At 61.8% G+C, this 18831-nt stretch carries 19 protein-coding genes, 1 tRNA gene and 3 pseudogenes; 15 read left to right on the top strand and 8 right to left on the bottom strand.

Annotated elements, in window-relative coordinates; genetic code table 11:
* Nucleotides 1–69: 69 nt before the first annotated feature.
* Both VEIS_RS22785 and VEIS_RS22790 read right to left on the bottom strand, forming a co-directional pair.
* The gene (locus VEIS_RS22785) at nt 70–393 is read right to left on the bottom strand and encodes a helix-turn-helix domain-containing protein (protein ID WP_011812384.1); all 324 of its coding nucleotides are present in this window, start codon (nt 391–393) and stop codon (nt 70–72) included.
* The gene (locus tag VEIS_RS22790; RefSeq protein ID WP_011812385.1) at nt 390–761 is read right to left on the bottom strand and encodes a type II toxin-antitoxin system RelE/ParE family toxin; all 372 of its coding nucleotides are present in this window, start codon (nt 759–761) and stop codon (nt 390–392) included. The genes VEIS_RS22785 and VEIS_RS22790 overlap by 4 nt, the downstream gene beginning before the upstream one ends.
* A 94-nt stretch (nt 762–855) precedes the next feature.
* On the opposite strand from VEIS_RS22790, the gene VEIS_RS22800 reads away from it, so the two are divergent.
* Together VEIS_RS22800 and VEIS_RS27240 are read left to right on the top strand one after the other, a co-directional pair.
* A protein-coding gene (locus VEIS_RS22800) for an IS3 family transposase (RefSeq protein ID WP_198137921.1) occupies nt 856–2042 on the top strand; the annotation gives its coding sequence in 2 pieces (ribosomal slippage) (nt 856–1111 and nt 1111–2042; 1188 coding nt in all).
* 145 nt (nt 2043–2187) lie between these two features.
* Nucleotides 2188–2419 (top strand): annotated as a pseudogene (locus tag VEIS_RS27240) (recombinase family protein); the annotation flags it as partial.
* Nucleotides 2420–2601: 182 nt separating this feature from the next.
* Here the strand turns inward: VEIS_RS27240 and VEIS_RS31395 are convergent.
* Nucleotides 2602–3918, bottom strand: a pseudogene (locus tag VEIS_RS31395) (tape measure protein); the annotation flags it as partial.
* Between the two features lie 67 nt (nt 3919–3985).
* On the opposite strand from VEIS_RS31395, the gene VEIS_RS22810 reads away from it, so the two are divergent.
* The 4 genes from VEIS_RS22810 (at nt 3986) to VEIS_RS27255 (ending at nt 6875) form a co-directional block, all read left to right on the top strand.
* Nucleotides 3986–4246, top strand: a complete 261-nt coding sequence (locus tag VEIS_RS22810; RefSeq protein ID WP_011812387.1) for a type II toxin-antitoxin system Phd/YefM family antitoxin — start codon at nt 3986–3988, stop codon at nt 4244–4246.
* Nucleotides 4243–4872 carry a PIN domain-containing protein gene (locus VEIS_RS31400; protein WP_011812388.1) on the top strand — a complete coding sequence of 210 codons (630 nt, stop codon included), beginning with the start codon at nt 4243–4245 and terminating at the stop codon, nt 4870–4872. Before VEIS_RS22810 ends, VEIS_RS31400 begins: the two co-directional genes overlap by 4 nt.
* Before the next feature lie 92 nt (nt 4873–4964).
* A complete protein-coding gene (locus tag VEIS_RS22820; protein WP_198137922.1) occupies nt 4965–6056 on the top strand; it encodes an alpha/beta hydrolase family protein in 1092 nt (363 codons plus the stop codon).
* Nucleotides 6057–6117: 61 nt separating this feature from the next.
* Nucleotides 6118–6875 (top strand): IS5 family transposase gene (locus VEIS_RS27255; RefSeq protein ID WP_086014380.1). Its coding sequence is split into 2 segments (ribosomal slippage): nt 6118–6448 and nt 6448–6875, totalling 759 coding nucleotides; the frame shifts between segments, so codons are not numbered across the junction.
* Here the strand turns inward: VEIS_RS27255 and VEIS_RS29325 are convergent.
* Both VEIS_RS29325 and VEIS_RS22835 read right to left on the bottom strand, forming a co-directional pair.
* The gene (locus VEIS_RS29325) at nt 6857–7171 is read right to left on the bottom strand and encodes a hypothetical protein (protein ID WP_157048642.1); all 315 of its coding nucleotides are present in this window, start codon (nt 7169–7171) and stop codon (nt 6857–6859) included. The genes VEIS_RS27255 and VEIS_RS29325 overlap by 19 nt on opposite strands.
* Nucleotides 7172–7226: 55 nt before the next feature.
* On the bottom strand, nt 7227–7781 hold the full coding sequence (locus tag VEIS_RS22835) for a GNAT family N-acetyltransferase (protein ID WP_011812391.1): 555 nt from the start codon (nt 7779–7781) through the stop codon (nt 7227–7229).
* A gap of 78 nt (nt 7782–7859) precedes the next feature.
* Here VEIS_RS22835 and VEIS_RS30020 point away from each other — a divergent pair, with 78 nt between their 5' ends.
* Both VEIS_RS30020 and VEIS_RS22845 read left to right on the top strand, forming a co-directional pair.
* Nucleotides 7860–8744: a hypothetical protein gene (locus tag VEIS_RS30020; protein ID WP_011812392.1), complete on the top strand. Its 885-nt coding sequence runs from the start codon at nt 7860–7862 to the stop codon at nt 8742–8744.
* 125 nt (nt 8745–8869) lie between these two features.
* Complete coding sequence (locus tag VEIS_RS22845; protein ID WP_041950296.1) at nt 8870–9100, top strand: DUF2188 domain-containing protein; 231 nt, start codon at nt 8870–8872, stop codon at nt 9098–9100.
* A gap of 292 nt (nt 9101–9392) precedes the next feature.
* Here VEIS_RS22845 and VEIS_RS22850 read toward each other — a convergent pair.
* Nucleotides 9393–9468, bottom strand: a tRNA-Phe gene (locus tag VEIS_RS22850).
* 696 nt (nt 9469–10164) lie between these two features.
* On the opposite strand from VEIS_RS22850, the gene VEIS_RS29335 reads away from it, so the two are divergent.
* Together VEIS_RS29335 and VEIS_RS29340 are read left to right on the top strand one after the other, a co-directional pair.
* Entirely contained in the window at nt 10165–10872 is a 708-nt protein-coding gene (locus VEIS_RS29335; protein ID WP_157048643.1) for an alpha/beta hydrolase family protein, read from the top strand.
* A gap of 16 nt (nt 10873–10888) precedes the next feature.
* The gene (locus VEIS_RS29340; RefSeq protein ID WP_157048644.1) at nt 10889–11119 is read left to right on the top strand and encodes a hypothetical protein; all 231 of its coding nucleotides are present in this window, start codon (nt 10889–10891) and stop codon (nt 11117–11119) included.
* On the opposite strand, the gene gluQRS is transcribed toward VEIS_RS29340, so the two are convergent.
* Nucleotides 11116–11994, bottom strand: a complete 879-nt coding sequence (gluQRS, locus tag VEIS_RS22860) for a tRNA glutamyl-Q(34) synthetase GluQRS (protein ID WP_011812393.1) — start codon at nt 11992–11994, stop codon at nt 11116–11118. The genes VEIS_RS29340 and gluQRS overlap by 4 nt on opposite strands.
* A gap of 103 nt (nt 11995–12097) precedes the next feature.
* Between gluQRS and pdxR the strand changes: the two genes are divergently transcribed.
* Both pdxR and VEIS_RS30925 read left to right on the top strand, forming a co-directional pair.
* Complete coding sequence (gene pdxR, locus VEIS_RS22865; protein WP_011812394.1) at nt 12098–13576, top strand: MocR-like pyridoxine biosynthesis transcription factor PdxR; 1479 nt, start codon at nt 12098–12100, stop codon at nt 13574–13576.
* A 303-nt stretch (nt 13577–13879) separates the two neighbouring features.
* A pseudogene (locus VEIS_RS30925) lies at nt 13880–13969 on the top strand (ArsR family transcriptional regulator); the annotation flags it as partial.
* Between the two features lie 37 nt (nt 13970–14006).
* Here VEIS_RS30925 and VEIS_RS22870 read toward each other — a convergent pair.
* Nucleotides 14007–14885 (bottom strand): LysR family transcriptional regulator, encoded by an 879-nt coding sequence (locus VEIS_RS22870; protein WP_011812395.1) that lies wholly within the window; start codon nt 14883–14885, stop codon nt 14007–14009.
* Between the two features lie 369 nt (nt 14886–15254).
* Here VEIS_RS22870 and VEIS_RS22875 point away from each other — a divergent pair, with 369 nt between their 5' ends.
* Genes VEIS_RS22875 through VEIS_RS22885 form a run of 3 tightly spaced genes read left to right on the top strand, consistent with a single transcriptional unit; the run spans nt 15255 to nt 18780 of the window.
* Nucleotides 15255–16199 carry an ABC transporter permease gene (locus VEIS_RS22875; RefSeq protein ID WP_011812396.1) on the top strand — a complete coding sequence of 315 codons (945 nt, stop codon included), beginning with the start codon at nt 15255–15257 and terminating at the stop codon, nt 16197–16199.
* Nucleotides 16196–17017, top strand: a complete 822-nt coding sequence (locus tag VEIS_RS22880; RefSeq protein WP_011812397.1) for an ABC transporter permease — start codon at nt 16196–16198, stop codon at nt 17015–17017. Before VEIS_RS22875 ends, VEIS_RS22880 begins: the two co-directional genes overlap by 4 nt.
* Nucleotides 17014–18780, top strand: a complete 1767-nt coding sequence (locus VEIS_RS22885) for a dipeptide ABC transporter ATP-binding protein (protein ID WP_011812398.1) — start codon at nt 17014–17016, stop codon at nt 18778–18780. The genes VEIS_RS22880 and VEIS_RS22885 overlap by 4 nt, the downstream gene beginning before the upstream one ends.
* The last annotated feature ends 51 nt before the right edge of the window (nt 18781–18831 follow it).

Raw genomic sequence — 18831 nt, forward strand, 5'->3', positions numbered from 1 at the left:
TTCAAACCCTCGACGGTCTGGAGTTCGATCCTCAAACCCGGATCGAACTGATGCATTTCGCCCCGGCGTTCAGAGAACCGCTTCCAGCCCCTTACGCTCGATGATGTCCAGCAGCTTTTGCGACGGGCCACTGGGGCGCTTGTCGCCACCCTCCCACTTGCGGACGGTGGACGCGCTGGTGTTGAGCACCGAGGCCAACACGGCTTGGCTCAGGTGCAGACGCTCGCGCAGTGCCTTGACCTTGACTGCGTCGTAGTCCTGCACCGGCTCCAGGCACAGCACGTCGTACTTCTGCATCTTGCGCTTGTCGATGAAACCCAAGCGATGCAGATCGTTGGCCGTCTCATGGACGGCTTCAAGGATGCGGCTCTTTGCTTTGGTCTTGGTAGTCATTGGCAGATCTCCTGCAACGTGCCGTCGGCGACGGCTTCATCCAACTGCTTTCCGGTACGGGCCAGCAGGTCGGTGGCGATGGTTTGCAAGCCTTCCAGTTCCTCGTCGCTGATGTTGGCCCGGTCGTTTTTCTCGAAGCCGAACACGAAGAACCAGCGATTGCCCTTGTTCGTGGCGACCAGCGTTCTCGCTCCGCCACGCTTGCCGCGTCCAGCCAGCCCGACACGTTTCTTCACCACGCCGCCGCCGAGATCGGCGTCGATCGACCCGCCAGCCATCTCCTCGACGGCCTTGCACAGGGCGGCATCGGTCAGTTCCGTCTTGCGCATCCATCGCTGGAAGTGGCGGGTTTTGAAGACTCGCATCATTGATCATATTGTGCCACTTAGTGGCATGGTTTGACCCTGCCCCCGAAAAACGTATCCCTTGCTGAGTGGTTCAATGCAAGCAAGGAAAACGGAAATGACGAAGACAGTGCGGGCGCGCTACACGTTGGAATTCAAGCAGGAGGCAGTGCGACTGGTCCATGGCGGCCAGAGCATCGCAGCGGCGGCCAGGACGCTGGGCGTGGTGGAACAGACGCTGTTCAACTGGGTCAAGGCGGATCGCCTGGGCAAGCTCACAGGCGCTGACAGCAAGGCAGTGAGCGTCGAGCAGATGGAGATCAGCCGGCTGCGCGCGGAGCTGGCACGCGTGAAGATGGAGCGTGACATCCTGGGAAAAGCGACGGCGTACTTCGCGAAGGCGCAGAGCTGAAGTACGCCTTCATTCACCGCAACCGCCAGGCGTGGCCGATCTCTGTGCAGTGCCGAGTCCTGCAGGCCAGCATCACCGGCTACCACGAACACTTCGTTCGTAGAGCCAGCGCGGCCCAGCGGCACCATCTCAGCGACGACGCGCTGCTGGTGCACATCGAGGTGATCCACGCCGAAACGCGGGGCGGCTACGGCTGGCCGCGCACGTGGAAGGAACTGCTGGCCAGGGGCATCCGGGTGGGCAAGGAGCGGGTGCGCAAGCTCATGCAACTGCACGGCATCCAGGCCAAGGGCAAGCGCCGCTTCAAGGTCACCACGGACAGCAAGCATGACCTGCCGATCGCCCCCAATCTGCTGGATCGGCAGTTCGATGTGGCCGAACCCGACAAGGTCTGGGTGGGCGACATCACCTACATCGCAACCGACGAAGGCTGGCTGTTCCTGGCCGTGGTGATCGACCTGTTCAGCCGCCAGGTGGTGGGCTGGTCACTGCGCCAGGACATGACGCGCGACATCGTCATCGATGCTGTGCGCATGGCCTGGTTCAAGCGCCATCCGCGCAAGCATGCCGGGCTGATCTTCCACAGCGACCGGGGCAGCCAATACGCCAGCGAGGACTTCAGGGACGTGCTCGTCCAGTGCGGCATCACGGCCTCGATGAGCCGCAAGGGCAACTGCTGGGACAACGCCTGCAGCGAGACCCTGTTCGGTTCGTTGAAGGTGGAGCGACTGCATGGGCAGCGCTTCGTGACGCGGCGCCAGGCCAAGGACGAGGTCATCGCCTGGGTACTCTGGTACAACCGCACCCGGCTACACTCCACGCTGGCGTACGTCAGCCCGGCGCGGTTCGAGCAAGACTGGCATGCGGCTCAGGCCAAGCAAGCCAATTCGTGACTCCGCTATGGGGTACGGATTCCAGGGGCAAGGTCAGTTTGTCTATAGGCTGCAAACTGGCGCGCTGCGCACTGATGGTCACGGGTTCCATGCAGGTTTTGCATGGAGAACTCGACGATGACCTGAAGCTGCGTGCATTGCGGCCAAGGTGCGCTTCGACACCAGCCTGACGCCCGACGCCACGGTCACAGTCCGGCTGGATGAGACCAACCAAGCGCCGCTGGACTACTACCTGTTGCCGCGTCTGGATTTCGACCAGTCGGGCATCCATCTGGCCGGCCGATCACAACGGCCTCGAATTCGAGAGCTACCGCTTCGACAGCCTGGACTACCTCTACGGCATGGCCGAGCGCAGCCGCATCCGGAGGGCCGCATGACCAGACCGCACCACGCCACCGACTTGCAAATGATCCCGGTCGATCAGATCGCCGTGCTCAACCCGCGCGACCGCAATGGCCGCGTGTTCGAGGAGATCGTCGGCAACATCAAGAAGATCGGCCTGAAGAAGCCGGTCACGGTGACGCCGCGCGACGATCTGGAGGACGGCAAACGCTTTCTGCATCTCGACGAAGATGCGGTTCATCTCCGTGAGGCGTTCCTGATGCCGCTGGGTGGCCTCGGCGATGGTGTCAGAGGTGAAGATGGCGGCGAACACTTCCCAGCGGAAGCGCAGGTGCTCGATGCCCGTCATCAGCACCTGCACCATGAAGATGCCTGCCTTGCGGACGATCTCGAACTTCTCCGAAAGCCACGTTCCGATCTCCCAACCGATGATGGCCGCACCGAGCACGCCGAAGGCCACGCGCAGCTTGCCCACCGTGGCGATGGCGTTCGACAGCGACAGGTTGGCCGTTGCCCACGCCGCCGCCGTGGTGCTGGCCGCCGTCACCGCCGCCGCGCCTGCCGTCTGCCACGCGATGATCAGCGCCGGAATCAGCCGGTAGATCAGCACCGCCAGACCCACTTCGGCGATGCGCTTCAACCACTGCATCACCGTGTCGAGGTTTTCCGACAGCCACGTCAGTGCCTCGGCGACCTTCTTGGTGAAGCCGGTCGATTCGTCCAGGCGGCTGATCCACTGGCCGAAGGCATTGGACAGCCGCGTGAATGCCTGGCTGACCGTCATCGGCAGTTGCGCGTACTCGGCGGCCAGCTTGTCCTTCTGGCTCATCAACGCGTTGACCACCACGTCGGCGGTGAGCCGCCCTTCCTCGGCCAGCTTGCGCAAGCGCCCGATGGGCACGTTCAGGCCATCGGCCAGCGCCTTGGCCAGACGCGGGCTGTTCTCGACGACGGAGTTGAATTCCTCGCCGCGCAGCACACCCGCCGACAGCGCCTGACCGAACTGCAGCAGGGACGACTGCACCTCGGTCGCCGATGCACCGGAGATGCGCAGCGCCTGCGAGATGCTTTCGGTGAGCGATATTGCATCCTGTTGCTCGCCGCCCAGCATCCGCACTGCCTGCTGCAGCCTGCCGTAGAGCGTGGCGGTTTCCTGGATCGGCACGCCGATGCGCTGGGCGATAGCGAACAGTTCCTTCTGCGCGACCGTGTACTCGCGGCTGCCCGCGGTGGCGAGATTGAGCCGCGCGGACATCATGTTCCACGCGTCGGCGATCTGGACGATCTCCTGCAGTTTGCCCGCCGCCCAGTTGATGGTGAGGAAGGCCAGCAACTGGGTCTTGGCCTTGTTGATTTGGTCGCCGAAGGCCGACACCCCGGCCTTGACCTCGGCCATCCCGGCGGCGGCCTTGTCGCTGGCGGTCTTGGCGCTGGAACTCAGCCCGCCGAGGCTGCGCTCGGCGTTCGTGATCGCGCGCTTGAGCCCTTCGTCCGCGCCTTCGAGCGCGACGAGTAGGGAAATACGGTTTGCCATGAACGTGGGAATCGGATGAAATTAAGACCATTTAGGTCAGACCTGTGTGGTCTTTTGGAGGTTGATCATGCAAAGCTGGCAAATGCAAAACGCCAAGGCGCGGTTCTCGGAACTGGTCAAGCACGCGGCCCAGGAGGGGCCACAAGACATCACCCTGCACGGCAAATCCGTGGCGGTCGTGCTGTCGCGCGAACTGTTCGACCGGCTTTCCGGCAACGAGCAGTCGCTGGTGGAATTCATGCGCGCCTCACCGCTGGCGGGGCACGATGAGATCGCGTTCGAACGCGACCGTGGCCCCGGCAGCCTGCCGCGCGAGATCACGTTTTGAGCTACCTCGTCGACACCAACGTCCTGTCCGAACTGCGCAACCGCAGGGCCGACGCAAAGGTCGTGGCGTGGATGCAAGCGCGTCCGCGCCAGTCGCTGTACCTCTGCGTCCTGAGCCTGGGTGAAATCCGCAAAGGCATCGAAGGTGTCGCCGACCCCGCGTTCCGCCAGACCCTCACGGACTGGCTGGAAGTGGAATTGCCCAACTACTTCCTCGGTCGGGTGCTGGGCATCGACGCGGAGGTCGCCGACCGCTGGGGTCGCGTGCAGGCCAGCGCCGGTCGCACCTTGCCGGTCATCGACGCGCTGCTGGCGGCCACGGCCTTGCAGCACGACCTGACCATGGATCACGGCACCGGCGTCGTCATTGGCGAAACCAGCATCGTTGGCGACGATGTCACGATTTTTCAAGGTGTGACGCTGGGCGGAACAGGCAAGCAATCCGGCGACCGGCACCCCAAGGTCGGCGCTGAGGTCTTGTTGTGCGCAAACGCCACTGTACTGGGAAATATTCAAATCGGCCGGGGCTCCAAGATCGGCGCCGGCAGTGTGGTGCTGGAGGATGTGCCGGCCTGGTCCACCTATGTGGGCGTGGCCGCGCGCGCAGTGGTGCGCCCGATCGAGTAGCCGGTAGTTGTGCGCGGATCCTGGATCAACGTGGGAGAATCCAGCACGATGCAACTCGGGTAATCATCGAACAGTCCAAGGAATCTATGTTCATGAAGCAATCCATTAGACATGTAGTTGTTGTCCTGGCCTGCATATTTTTGCTGCAAGCGTGTTCAGAGCCGCCTACGGCTTCTCCGGTTGGCGTGTCTTTCATTTCTTTTGCGGACTCCAAGCGAACAGCCTGGGAATCGAATGCCCCCCGGCCTTTGGAAACCGTGCTCTGGTTTCCCGCCGAGACCGGCACTCCCACGGAAGACTGGCGCGCCGGCTTTTTGCTTGCCGGTCCCCATGCATTTCATGCTTCCTTGCCTAAAACGCCGCAGAAGTTTCCGTTGATCCTGCTGTCGCATGGAACGGGTGGAAGCGCTCAGTCCATGGCCTGGTTCGCTCGCGGGTTGGCCGAAGCGGGGTACATCGTCGCCGCGGTCAATCACCACGGCAACACAGCGGTGGAGCCAAAGTATCTGCCGCAGGGCTTCGCTCTCTGGTGGGAACGCGCCCGCGATTTGTCTGTGCTGCTCGACAAACTGATCGCCGACCCGGCCTTCGGGCCGCGCATTGACATGAACCGGGTCGGCGTGGCGGGTTTCTCTCTGGGGGGCTACACCGCACTGACGCTGGCCGGTGCGCGCACCGATTACGCCCAATGGCAGCATTACTGCGACAAGGCTCCCAGTGACAGCAGCTGCAAATTGACTGCCGAAGCCGACTTTGGGATGGACAAGATGAAGCGCGTGCTTGACACGGATGCGCGGGCGCGGGCTTCGCTGGCGCGTGCCGGCGACAACTACCGCGACGAACGCGTGCGCGCTGCGTTTGCGATGGCGCCGGTGCTTGCTTTGGCCTTTGATAAGGCCAGCCTGGCGCACATCAGCATCCCGGTTTCAATGCTCGTGGGAGAGAACGACGACCAGGCGCCGCCTTTAAGCAACGCTGCCCTGCTGGCAACGCAGATACCGATGGCCCAGCTGCATGAGATCAAAAACGGCACGCACTACATGTTCATTGCGCGCTGCACGCTCTTGGGTAAGGTACTTCATTTTCAGATTTGCACCGATCCATGGACTCTCACTCGCAGTCAGGTTCATCATGACACGGTCGCGCAGGCTGTGGCCTTCTTCAGCGTGAAGTTGGCGCCCTAGGGCGTGTTAACAATCAATGGGTTATGTCTATACTTGATCTTTGAATGAATAGGGGTCCAAGATGCAAGAAGTCAGAAAACTACTATGTGATGAACAATGGGAGAAATTATCTCCGTTATTACCGGGTAAGCCGAGCGATCCTGGGGCGACCGCCCAGGACAATCGGCTATTTTTGGAAGCGGTGTTGTGGATCATGCGCACGGGTTCACCATGGCGAGACTTGCCTGCAGAATTGGGCAACTGGCACACAACATACACGCGGTTCAAGCGCTGGGGCGAGTCGGGCGTATGGCAGCGGGTCTGCGAAATTGTCAGTGGCGACAGAGATTTGAAAATGCTGATGATCGATAGTACGGTGGTGCGTGCACATCAACACGCTGCTGGTGCCAAAAAAAAGAGGGGCCACAGGCAATAGGCCGTTCGCGTGGTGGATGGACGAGCAAGATTCACGTCGTTGTCGATGCGCTCGGTAGCCCAGTGCGTTGGCTGCTCACTGGTGGCGAGGTAGTCGATATTACACAAGCCAAGTCGCTGTTGGAAGGCTTGAAAGCCGATGCGGTACTGGCTGACAAGGGCTACGATGCCGATGCCCTGATTGACAGCATTCAGGTCGCTGGTGCGACGGCGGTCATTCCACCCAGGCGCAATCGTGTGGTGCAGCGAAGTTATGATCGACATCTGTATAAGGAGCGCAATTTGGTCGAGCGTTTTTTTAATCGGATCAAGCAATTCCGAAGAATCGCAACTCGTTATGAAAAGCTGGCGCGTAACTACCTGTCGTTTCTCAATCTGGTTTGTACTTATATCTGGATTACTTGATTGTTAACACGCCCTAAGATTGATGTCATATATCCCAAGATGCTGATTGCAATAGAATAACCTGCCGCTTCAGCCAGAATCAATTTCTGCATGCTTAAAAAAACACTGGTGGCTCCGGATAACAGCAGCAGTGTATTGGTTGACCCGGGTGTAATAAGCAGCATGCCGGTCAGAAAAAGAATTTGAGAAACCTCCTGCCAGGTCGATAACATATTTCTATCCCATACTGAGGGGTTGTCGAGTAAATGAGCAAAACCAAACTTTTCCGGCTGTCGCAACATGCCGGAAAGCGTCATTGAAACCGTGTTAGCCTTTTTTGCTCAGACCAAACTAACGCAGCCTGCGTTGTAATTAGCGATTGGTCGCTAACCAGCGCTCCTTGGTCAGGACATAAAGGCAGTGTCGTTCAAGCTCATGCCCGCTCTCCAGTTTGGGATGATTGAATTCCTCGCCGGTATTTTTCATGCCGACTTTAATCATTACCCGCTGTGATGGCGTATTGACCTGTGCCGTAAAGGAGTACACCGCGTCCAGCGCCAGCTCTTCAAAGGCAAATTGCAAGACCCGCCTTGCGGCTTCAGGCGCATAGCCCTTTCCCCAGTTAGCAGCCAGAATGCGCCAGGCGATCTCCGTCAGCGGCGCATGGGGAATGCCGCTGTCACCAGCCTGCGTGTGCAAGCCGGATATCCCGATAAACTCGCCGCTGGCTTTCAACTCCACCGCCCACACCCCCCAGCCCCTTTCTGTTATCAGCGAACGCAACTTATCAGCCTGTTCATGGCTCTCCTGCACGGGCAACGCACTGGGGAAGTAGCGCATCACCATCGGGTCTGCATTCAGCCGGGCATACGCAGGATAATCCTCATCCTTCCACTGCCGTAGGCGTAATCGTTCCGTTTCTAACATCGCTATGCACCCATAAATTTTTTAAGGCGGGAGATCCCCGCCGGGACGTTAACATTTTTCCGCCTCAAGGAAAGCGCGATGCTGCCGCCGCGTGAGGTTGCCGCGCTCTCCGTGCTCGGCAAGGCGGTCAAGCCAACGACGGTGGATCAGTCGTTCGTGCTCTGCCCCCATTGCCAGCAACATCGGGCGCAGGTGTGGGGTGATGGTCGCGGCGGGCGGATGTGCCGATGTCCCGACTGTGGGCCAGTGGCCGTCGAAGCGAACGATGGGGCAGCGTTGATCCTGGACGAGGACTGGCTGCGGCAGAAGATGCGCCTCGCGCTTGGCATCGAGAGCCGCGACGGCATCGATGATCTGGGCGACGGCGTATGGCGGCTCGGCGATGCCCGCTGTTCCCCAGTGCTGCTGGCCCGTGATCTGACACGGGTGCTGCAAGAACCTGCGTTACTGGATCGGGTGCGCGTGGCAGGAGGGGGCATTCGCGTGATCACGCCAAGGCCGCGCGAGACGCGCGGATCGCCCTTCGGTACCGGCGTCGAGTGGCTGGTGCTGGAGGAGCGTTTTACGTTCTACGGCGGCGGCATCGCGCTCATTGGCACGCCTTCACCGCCCCCGGAACCGGCGGTCGCCGATCCGGCCGCACCGGTGAACGGGCCGTTCTCGGCAGACTTCAGGTGGGTGACGCTTCCGGACGGCGACGGCACGCCGATTCAATTCACTGACGGTCAGGCGAAGGTGCTGGGCGCGCTGTGGTCGTTCAAGGGCGAGGCCACAACGGCAGATCGGATCATGCAGCGCGCGGGTCTGGGCAGCGCCAAGCCGAGCGACCTGTTCAAGATCAAGGCGAAGGACAAGGGCAAGCTGGAGCCTACGGCGCAACATGCAGCCTACGGTGTGCTGGTGGTCACGCAGCAACGCGCGGGGTTGTACGCGATGCCGTGGGCGGCGGTCGCGTTGGCGTGATCCCTCGATCCCATGAGATCAAACATCGAGAAAGGAGACTTCCATGACGTGAACTCACCACCCGATGCGCCGAGGCTCGCGCCGACGTCAAGAGCCTGTGTTCTCACATTTTTGGAGTGCTTGAAATGACCGGAAAAAACCAGTGGGTTGTCCCCATCAATGGCGGTGATCAGTGGGGTGTGCGCGGAGAAGGTAACGACCGCATCACATCCATTCATGACACCCAACGAGAGGCGATTGACCGCGCGCGCGGGATTGCCATCAACCAACAGAGTGAGTTGCTCATCCAAGGACGAGACGGGCAGATCCGTGAGCGCAACAGCTACGGCGACGATCCGTTCCCGCCCAAAGGATGACCTGGGGCTGGCCTCGCATGTTGCACAGCGACTCCGCTCGTGCAAACACGCAGGCAAACCATTCCCGGCGGCACACGCACAAGTGCTTGATGGACAACACTGCCTGCGTGTGCCTCGGCGAAGAAGTTGGCGCAGGTTTCGAGAGAAGATAGGGCGGAACAGGGGCGAACCAGGCACGGTGTCGCCCCTTGCCCGACGACTGGCGGCACACGCAGAACGGCCCGGAAGCCCGCGTGCTGTGTGGAAGCCGCAAACGAAAACGCCCAACCGAGAACGGTTGGGCGCTGAATAGTGGTGGCCTGGGGCGGAATCGAACCACCGACACAAGGATTTTCAGTCCTCTGCTCTACCGACTGAGCTACCGGGCCAAGGCCTTGGATTCTAACTGATGTTGCGCGGCGCGATGGTGCCACCTGCATTTGCCTCAGCTGTGCGCAGGCACTGTGGGAGGCATTGACGAGCCACTTTGGTCGGGAACCCAGCCATTTCCTTGCTGTAGACCATCATCCGCAACTTGATGCAACAGCTATCGAGCGAGCGTTGACGCGGTACAGCGCGGTCAGCCGGCTGAGGCCGCGCACCGCATGGCCTGTGCAATGGGCGCCATGCCAGCAGGTCTATTCGCTCGCGCCTGTCCATGCCTTTTCCTGAATGGGATCGCCAAAGATCAGCACGCCATCAGCACTCTCGACCTGTCTGGCCATGCTGCCTGCCGTGGCCCTTTGCCGTGTAGTCTTTGCCTGACAGAAACCGTGTGACGCTGCCGTGGTTGACGCCCTCGCCCACCATCGCAGACAGCCCGGTCGCCGTCTCCGCTTCAAAATTACTCGACACGATTGACCTGCCGGCAACTGCCAGTGATTGATGGGCGTGCTCTGGTTCTGTCGGTGTTGCGCGCAATGCGCAGGAGTAGCAGGCGCATGCCGAGGTGCTGACGCAGATCGACCAAGCCAGTGGTGGCAAAACGATGTGACGCGGGCTACCACCGACCTGAAAATGCTGAAAAAACTATGCCATAGTGCGCGGCTGTCATGGCGCCAGCCGGTGCGCAGGGGCGTCTGGTTTTGACACTGGTGAGCACCGCGTCGATGGCCGCGGCGCCAACGTCGCAGGCCGGCTTTAGTCGACTGCCGGACCTGAGGGTCGACGATGCGCAAGTCCGCCCAGTTTCATTGGGTACCCAACCCAATACACCGAAACATGAAGTGAGCATAGGCCGTTTGCGGATCGAAGCAGGCAAAGATGCGCCACCCTTGCCCGACCCGCATCCGCTGATCGTTTTCTCGCATGGCTCAGGCGGCTGGTCGATGTCGCATTGGAAGACGGCGCGCTATTTTGCCCGTCGTGGTTGCGTTGTGCTGGCGCTCATTCACGACAATGCTGACGTCAGCAATTCCCGCAGCAGTTCAACCCTTGCTGTCTGGCAGTCACGTCCGAAGGAATGGTCGGCGGCGCTGGATACCTTGCTCGCATCGCAATTTGCCGTCTTGGTTGACCGCAGCCGCATTGTCGCAATGGGGTTTTCGGCGGGTGGCTACACGGCCTTGACCGTTGGCGGTGCGCGCCCGTCCTCATTGGCCTTGGATGATTACTGCCGCGCCCATTCGGAACAGCGCGATGTGCTCTGCCTCGGCTTACCAAATCAACCCGCTGCCGAACGCGAACCTGGACAACGGAAGGAAGCGCTCGGATTATCGGGAGATGCGCGCGCGTGCCGTCGTCGCGATGGCACCGCCCGGTGCGACGCTGTTTACCAGGAGGCAGGGGATTGAAAGTATCAAAATCCCCGTGCTGCTGTTGCAGGGGGAGCAGGATATGCTCTTGAAATACCCCAACGATGCGCGCTTTTTCAAGTCGGCTACCCGGGCGGAGCACCACATCGTCCCTGGCGACCATTTCGTGTTCATGTCCATCAACCCACACTCGCCCTCGCAGAATGCAGGCGCCGATGATGGGCCAGACACCTTGTCTCGTGTGCATGCGCTGGTGGCCGATTTTTTGATGCGCGCCCTGCCCTAAAGATAACGCCGCCGCCAGGCCAACACCGCCAGTTCCCAAAACGCGGCGACGCCATCCACCCTGGCCACCTCCAGCCCCAGAAACCTTGCCGCCTCGTGCAGCAAAGTCAGTGACCGATTCAGGTTCAGCGCTTGCGCGCCGTTTTGCTTGGACAGTTTCTCACCATCGGCATGGGTGACCAGCGGCAGATGCAAATAGGTCGGTGTCGGATAACCGAGCAAGGATTGCAGATAAATTTGCCGTGCCGTGGAACCCAGCAGATCGGCGCCGCGCACGATGTGGGTCACGCCCTGCTCGGCATCGTCAACCACCACCGCCAATTGATAGGCCCAGAAACCATCGGCGCGCCTGAGCACGAAGTCGCCGACGGCGCTGGCCAGATGCTGGCGTTGCCAACCCTGCCAGCGGTCTTCGAAATCGATCTGCTCCAACGCCTGCCCCGGCTCCGGCACACGCACGCGCAGCGCATGCGCCCGCTTGCCTGCGGCCAGCCCGCTGCGACAGGTGCCGGGGTAGATGGCAGCGCCGTCGGCAGCCATGCCCAGGCGTGAATCGGCAATTTCCTTGCGTGTGCAGCCGCAGGCATAGACCCGCTCGCCCAGTTGTGCGCAGGCGCGTTGATAATGCTGCTGGCGCCGGCTTTGCACCAGCACCGGGCCATCCCAGTGCATGCCCAGTTGCGACAGGCTCGCGGCGATATCTTGCGCGGCGCCTTGCACGGTGCGCGCTTCGTCGACATCTTCCATGCGCAACAACCAGCGCCCCTGATGCGCGCGCGCATCCAGATAGCTGGCCATGGCCGCAACCAGCGAACCTGCGTGCAGCGGGCCGGAGGGCGAGGGCGCGAAGCGGCCTGTGTAATGTGCAGACTGCATGGCGTGCCGGATTTTCGCGACGATATCGAAGGGGTTATCATTATGCCGGCACGCATTCAAAACGCCTGAATCAAACCCCTTTTCAAAGCGGCACGCAAAAATAATGGTCAAACGCTCACGGGGCATGCTGCTACAGTCCATCGCCCTGGATCGCAACGGCGCGCAGTCTCTGTCCACCCAGATCTACCGGCAGTTCAAGGAATTGATGCTGGATGGCGCCATCTCGGCGGGCGACCGCCTGCCATCGACGCGCACGATGGCAAGCGAGTTGGGCGTGGCGCGCGCCACCATCGTCGAAACCTTCGAGCGGCTGGTGGCAGAGGGTTTGCTGGAGTCGCGGGTCGGTGCCGGCACCCACGTCAGCCAGGCCCTGCATGCGCGTGTGGCGCCGGTCGATGCGCCCCTGGACATCGAATCCATCGCCAGCGCCAAACTGACGCAGGCCATTGCCATCGCCAAGCATTTCGGCTCGCGCCTGGTGCACAAATACCAACCGTTCACGACCGGCACACCCGCCTTCGACGCCTTTCCGATGGCGCAGTGGTTGAGGTTGTCCGGCAAATATTGGCGCAACTCGCGCAGTCCGCTGTTGAGCTATCCCGACCCGCACGGCGACCTGCACCTGCGCGAAGCCATCGCCACCCATTTGCGCATCAACCGCGGCATCGCCTGCCATGCCCGGCAGATATTCATCGTCGGCGGCGCCCAATACGCCTTCCAGTTGATCGCAGAAATGCTGATCAACGCGGGCGACACCGTGTGGTTCGAAAACCCAGGACACATCGGCGCACGCAACTGCTTCATGCTGGCCGGCGCCAACGTGCTGGCCGTGCCAGTCGATGAATGCGGCCTGCAAGTCGAGCACGGCCTGCGTCTGGCACCATCGTTCAAACTGGCCTTTGTCACGCCATCGCACCAGCAGCCCCTGGGCGTCAAAATGAGTCTGGAACGGCGCTTTGCGCTGCTCCAGGCAGCCGAAGCGGGCGACGCCTGGATTATCGAAGATGACTGGGTGGGCGATTTTTGCGTCACTCCCCTGCCCACACTCAAGGAAATGGACCGCGGCGGGCGTGTGATTTATGTTGGCAGCTTCAGCAAATCGCTCTTTCCCTCGCTGCGATTAGGCTTCATTCTGGCGCCGCCGCCACTGGTGCCTCTCTTTTGCACCAGTCTGGAAGCGTTTTCTCCGGGCGTACCAACGCACTTGCAAGCCATCGTCGCCGAATTCATCAGCGAAGGGCATTTCGCCACCCACATCCGGCGCATGCGCAAACTTTACAAGGAACGCTACGACGCGCTGGTGCTGGCCTTGAACACCCACCTGTCGCCCTGGCTGAAAGTGGCGCCCACCCAGACCGGCCTGCACACCTGCGCCTACCTGAAATGCAGCATCGACCTGGAAGCCCTGTGCGCTGCCGCCGCCAGGAAGGGCGTGACGCTCACCCCGATCAGCCGCTTCAGCATTGCGCCGGTCGAGCAGGTAGGCATCGTGATGGGCTTTGCGGCCTACACCCCCCGGCAGATCGAAGAGGCTGTCGTCGTCATGCGCGGACTGTTTGAGGCCGCGCCGCGTGTGGATTGATGCGCGGCGCGGGGCGGCTGGCGCGCGCCGACCTCAGGGAGGCGCTGGATAAATCAGCATCGGTCATTGCGCACTATCTGGCTGCGAATAAATCAGTGCGTCCCTGGGTTGCGTCAACCCGGAGCCAGCAGTTCCACTGCAAGCAGGCCAATGCTGCCACTCCGTTTTGAAACTTGGTACACCCATTCTCGACTGACTTCAAAACGCTTGGCAATATCGGCAGGACGATTTCCTCATTTCATCGCCCTCAGTACCCTATCTCGTAAATCCTGCGAATACGCTTGCATTGCATACTCTTCCACCCTCAATCATTTGACCAGAATCCCCGGCATCAAAAACACCCGTTCGAGCTTTGCGCTCAGGCAGGTTAGGCACGAAACGGCGCTGTCCTAACCACGCATCCACGCCTGAACCTCAAGCCACAACCCGCTCAAGGCATGCGCCGCAACTGCTCCAGCAGTTCTTCGCGCACCACGCCGGTGATGCGGCTGCGGCGGCCGTTTTCCAGGATGCCCAGGCGGCGCGCGATGGGACGGCTTGGCAAGTGCAGGACGCGCAGGCAGGAATCGCTTTCCCAGTCGAAGTTCTTGAGCAGCGGTGCCATGGTGAAGCCGACGTTCTTGCGCACCAGTTCGATGATCGATAACAGGGAATTGAGTTCGAGGAATTCATTTGGCACCAAGCGCATGTCGCGCATGATCTTGTCGATGTGCGCGCCGGTCGGCGTGCGGTGGTCGAAACGGATGAAGGGGTGCGCGGCAAACAGGCTGGCGATGCTGGTGTCGGCGTCGGCTATGCTGGCGTTTGCAATGACCGTCAGCGTCTCGGCATAGCATTGCGTCCACAGCAGGCCCTGGGGCCACTGGCGTTCGACCACCAGCGCCGCATCCAGCGCGCCGCTGACAACATCGTCCACCAGGCGCGACTGGTCCTGCACGCGCAATTCCACTTCCAGGTCGGGATGCCGGCACTTGAGTTCGGCCAGGGTCGTCGATAGCAGGCCCATGCCGGTGATTGGCGAACCGAGCTTGAGCGTGCCCGCAATCGATTGCTGGTCTTGCACGTCGCGGCGCAGGGCGTCGTATTGACCGAGCAAATCCATCGCGCGCGGCAGCAGCAGATGTCCGGCGGGTGTCAGGGCCATGTTGCGCCCGGTTTTGTCGAATAGCGTGGTCCTCAATTCTGCTTCGAGTGCGCGCATTTGCTGGCCGACCGCCGCCTGGGTCAGCGCAACCCGGTCGGCGGCAGCGGCAAAAGAGCCACCATGCGCGGCAGCCACGAAGGTGCGAAGAAATCGGATGGTGCTCATGGGCGCATGATAAAGAAATTCTTTAGGCGCGGCGACCATCCATCTGCGCGCTGGCGCGCCCGGATGGGGCGTGGATTGCCCCGCGCAAACCCGCAGCCATGGCGGTTTCATGGCGGCTATTTGCAAGGCCGCAGATGATTTTAGTCCGGGCTGTGCGCTGCGCGGGGGCTGGTTTCTCCTTGCCTTTCGCTAAATGATTTCTGCATTTTTATTCTCCCTTGCTCATCACATAATCAAAACGCGACTTGCATGGCAAGCAGCCCGAAGCCGGGGTTTGCCTGTGTCGACAAGGTGCGAGGCCGTGCTGCTGCGCGCCAGTCTTGCGCAACTCTTGAGCAACTTCGTTTTTCAACGCAGAGAACCCGACGCATGCTTCGTTTCACGCTCGATCGCTTGCTCATGGCCTTGCCCACCTTGTTCATTGTCGCGGTTGCCGTTTTTGTGCTCATCCGCCTCATTCCTGGCGACCCGGCGCAACTGCTGCTCGGTGATCTGGCTGACACGGCGCGTCTGCTTGAGTTGCGCGCGCATCTGGGGCTGGATCAGAGTTGGCTCGCGCAATTTGGTGTCTGGGGCGGCCATGCCCTGCGCGGCGACCTCGGCGTTTCGATCACCACTGGCGAGCCGGTGTTGCAACTGGTGACGAGCCGCTTTCTGGTGAGCGCGCAGATCGTTGTGCTGGCCGTCTTGCTCGCTGCGCTGGTCGCCGTGCCCGCCGGCATGATCGCCGCGTGGCAGCAAAATCGCCTGCCCGACCTGGCCTTGATCGGTGCGGCCACCTTGCTGGTGTCGCTGCCGACGTTCTGGCTGGGCTTGTTGCTGTTGCTGTTTTTTGGCTTGAAACTGGAATGGCTGCCGGTGGTGGGCTATGTCTCTGTCATGAGCGACTGGAAGGGCGGCCTGCTGTATCTGGCGATGCCGATCATGACGCTGTTCCTGCATGAAATCGGCGTGCTCATCCGCATGGCACGCGCCAGCACGCTGGAAGTATTGCGGCTGGATTACATCACCCACGCCCGCGCCAAGGGACTGCCTGAACATGCGGTGATGCTGCGCCACGCCTTGCGCAATTCCTTTGGCCCGACCTGGACCCTGATCGGTCTGGTGCTGGGCAATCTGCTCGGCGGCGCGGCCGTGGTGGAAACCGTGTTCACCGTTCCCGGCCTTGGCCGTTTGCTGGTGGATGCCATTTTTGCGCGCGACTATCCGGTGATTCAGGGATGTCTGTTGCTGGTGGCCGTGGTCTATGTGCTGACCAACCTGGTGATCGATCTGTGCTATCCCTTCTTTGACCCGCGGGTGCTGGCCGAATGAAAAAATTTTGCACACCGCAAGCGCTGCTCGGTCTGCTGCTCATCGCGCTCATGCTGGGGGCGGCGCTGCTGGCCTTGGTGTGGACGCCGCACGATCCGCTGAAGATCAGTTTCTCGGCGCGCTTGCAGCCACCCGGCGCCGAATGGCCGCTGGGCACGGACGAATTTGGCCGCGATGAACTCTCGCGCCTGATGTCGGGCGCTGCCAACAGTCTGTGGATCAGCTTGCTCACCGTGCTGCTGGCCATCGTCGCCGGCACCGGCATCGGTGTCGTCACCGGCTTCGTGCGCGGCTGGCCGGACCGTATCGTGATGGCGTTCATCAATGCGCTGCTGGCCTTTCCCGGCCTGTTGCTGGCGCTGGCCCTGCTGGCCGTGCTCGGCGCCAACCAGTACGGCATCATCCTCGCGCTGGGCCTGGCCTATACCCCATCGGTCGCGCGCATCGTGCGTGGCACGGTGTTGTCGCTGCGCGAGAAAGAGTTCATCGCATCCTCGCGTGTGCTCGGCAACTCCGAGCTGTACACCATGTTGCGCCACATTTTGCCGAACTGCATTGCGCCGCTGACGGTGCTGGCGACATCCATGTTCGGCTGGGTCATCCTGGCCGAGAGCGCGCTGTCCTTCCTCGGCCTGGGTGTGCCGCCGCCGGCGCCGACCTGGGGCAATATGCTGGCGTCGGCGCGGCCTTACATGGCGCAGGCGACCTATCTGTCGATCTTTCCCGGACTGTGCATCGCGCTCACGCTGCTGGGCATCAATTTTCTCGGCGACGCCGTGCGCGATCTGCTCGACCCGCGCATGAAAGGTCTGCCATGACGGCGCCTGCCGATCACCTCGATCACGCCAGGCACGGCTTGCTGGAAATCTCCGGCCTGAGCATCGCTGCCCGTGGCCGGGCCATCGTGCGGGAGGTTTCCTTTTCCGTTGGCGCCGGTGAATTCGTCGGTCTGGTCGGCGAATCCGGCAGCGGCAAGACGCAGGTGGCGCGTGCCATCATGGGACTGACGCCTTTGCCGCTGGTGCGCACGGCCGGCAGCATCGTGTTTGCAGGCCAGGACCTCGCGCCGGCCAGCCGGGCGCATCTGCGCTCGCTGCGCGGTGCGCATATCGGCATGGTGTTTCAGGAGCCAATGAGTTCACTCAACCCTTCTGCGACCATCGGCGCCCAACTCGAGGAAGGTCTGGCCCTGCATCGCCCGCAATGGAGCAAGGCCATGCGCCGCGAACGGGTGCTGGAGATGCTGGCCCAGGTCGGCATCCCCCAGGCGGCGCTGGCGGCATGGCCGCACGAGTTTTCCGGCGGCATGCGCCAGCGCATGATGCTGGCTTCGGTGATGCTGCTGGAGCCGGCCCTGCTGATTGCCGACGAGCCGACCACGGCGCTGGACGCGGTCGTGCAGCGCGATGTGCTGGAACTGATGGTCAAGCTCACCCGCGAGCGCAATACCGCCGTGCTGCTCATCAGCCATGACTTGCCGATGGTGGCGCGCTACACCGAACGCCTCATCGTGATGCAACAGGGCGCCGTGATCGAAGCGGGCAATACCGCCGCGCTGCTGGCGGCGCCGACGCAGGACTACACGCGCAAGCTGCTGGCGGCAATTCCGCGCCGTCAGCCGGCACGCCCGCTGCCGCAAGTGAAAGTGCAAGCGCCGGCGCTGATCGAAGTGCGTCGTCTGGCGGTCGATTACGCCTGTCATCCGCGCCTGTTTGCAAGCACTGCCGCCAGGCGCGTTCTGCATGGCATCGACCTGACGGTGCAGCCGCAAGAAATCGTCGCCGTCGTCGGCGGCTCCGGTTCCGGCAAGAGCACGCTGGGGCGCGCCATCGCCGGGCTGATCGCACCGAGCGCGGGCGAGATTCTGTTCAAGGGCCAAGCCACCCGGCGCGGCGCGCCCGGCTGGCGCGATTACCGGCTCAATTGCCAGGTCGTGTTTCAGGACCCCTACTCCTCGCTCGACCCGCGCATGACGATTGCCGAACTGGTCGGCGAGGGCCTGCGCCAACTCGGCGGCATGTCGAACGCCGACAAGCGCGAGCGCGTTGCGCAGATGCTGCAAGAGGTGGGCCTGGACAGCCAATACGGCGAGCGCCACGCCCACGAATTGTCCGGCGGCCAGCGCCAGCGTGTGGCGATTGCGCGCGCGCTGGTGCGCCATCCGTCGTTCGTGATTGCCGACGAACCGGTGTCGTCGCTGGATGTGACGGTGCGCGCACAAGTGCTGGAACTATTCGCCCAATTGCAGCAGCGCCACGGTTTTTCATGCCTGTTCATCAGCCACGATCTGGGCGTGGTCGAGCAGATTGCCGACCGCGTGCTGGTGATGCAAGACGGCCGCATCATCGAGCAGGGTAGCCGCGATGCCATCTTCGATCAGCCGCAGCAAGCCTACACACGCGCCTTGCTATCGGCCATTCCGGTGCTGCTCCCGACGCCCGGCGGCGGCATGCAACTCAAGTGGCGCTTTGACGAAACCAGGCCATGCCATCTGCGTCCCTCTGCGCAATCTGCGGATGAATCGATTCTCCAATCCGCGGATGACGCAGATTCACACGGAGTGGGAAACAGGCTGAACTGAATTTCATCCATCGATACGAAGATCGACAAGACTTCACCCACCTTCATCGAG

Source organism: Verminephrobacter eiseniae EF01-2 (genome assembly GCF_000015565.1).
GTDB classification, from domain to species: domain Bacteria; phylum Pseudomonadota; class Gammaproteobacteria; order Burkholderiales; family Burkholderiaceae_C; genus Acidovorax; species Acidovorax eiseniae.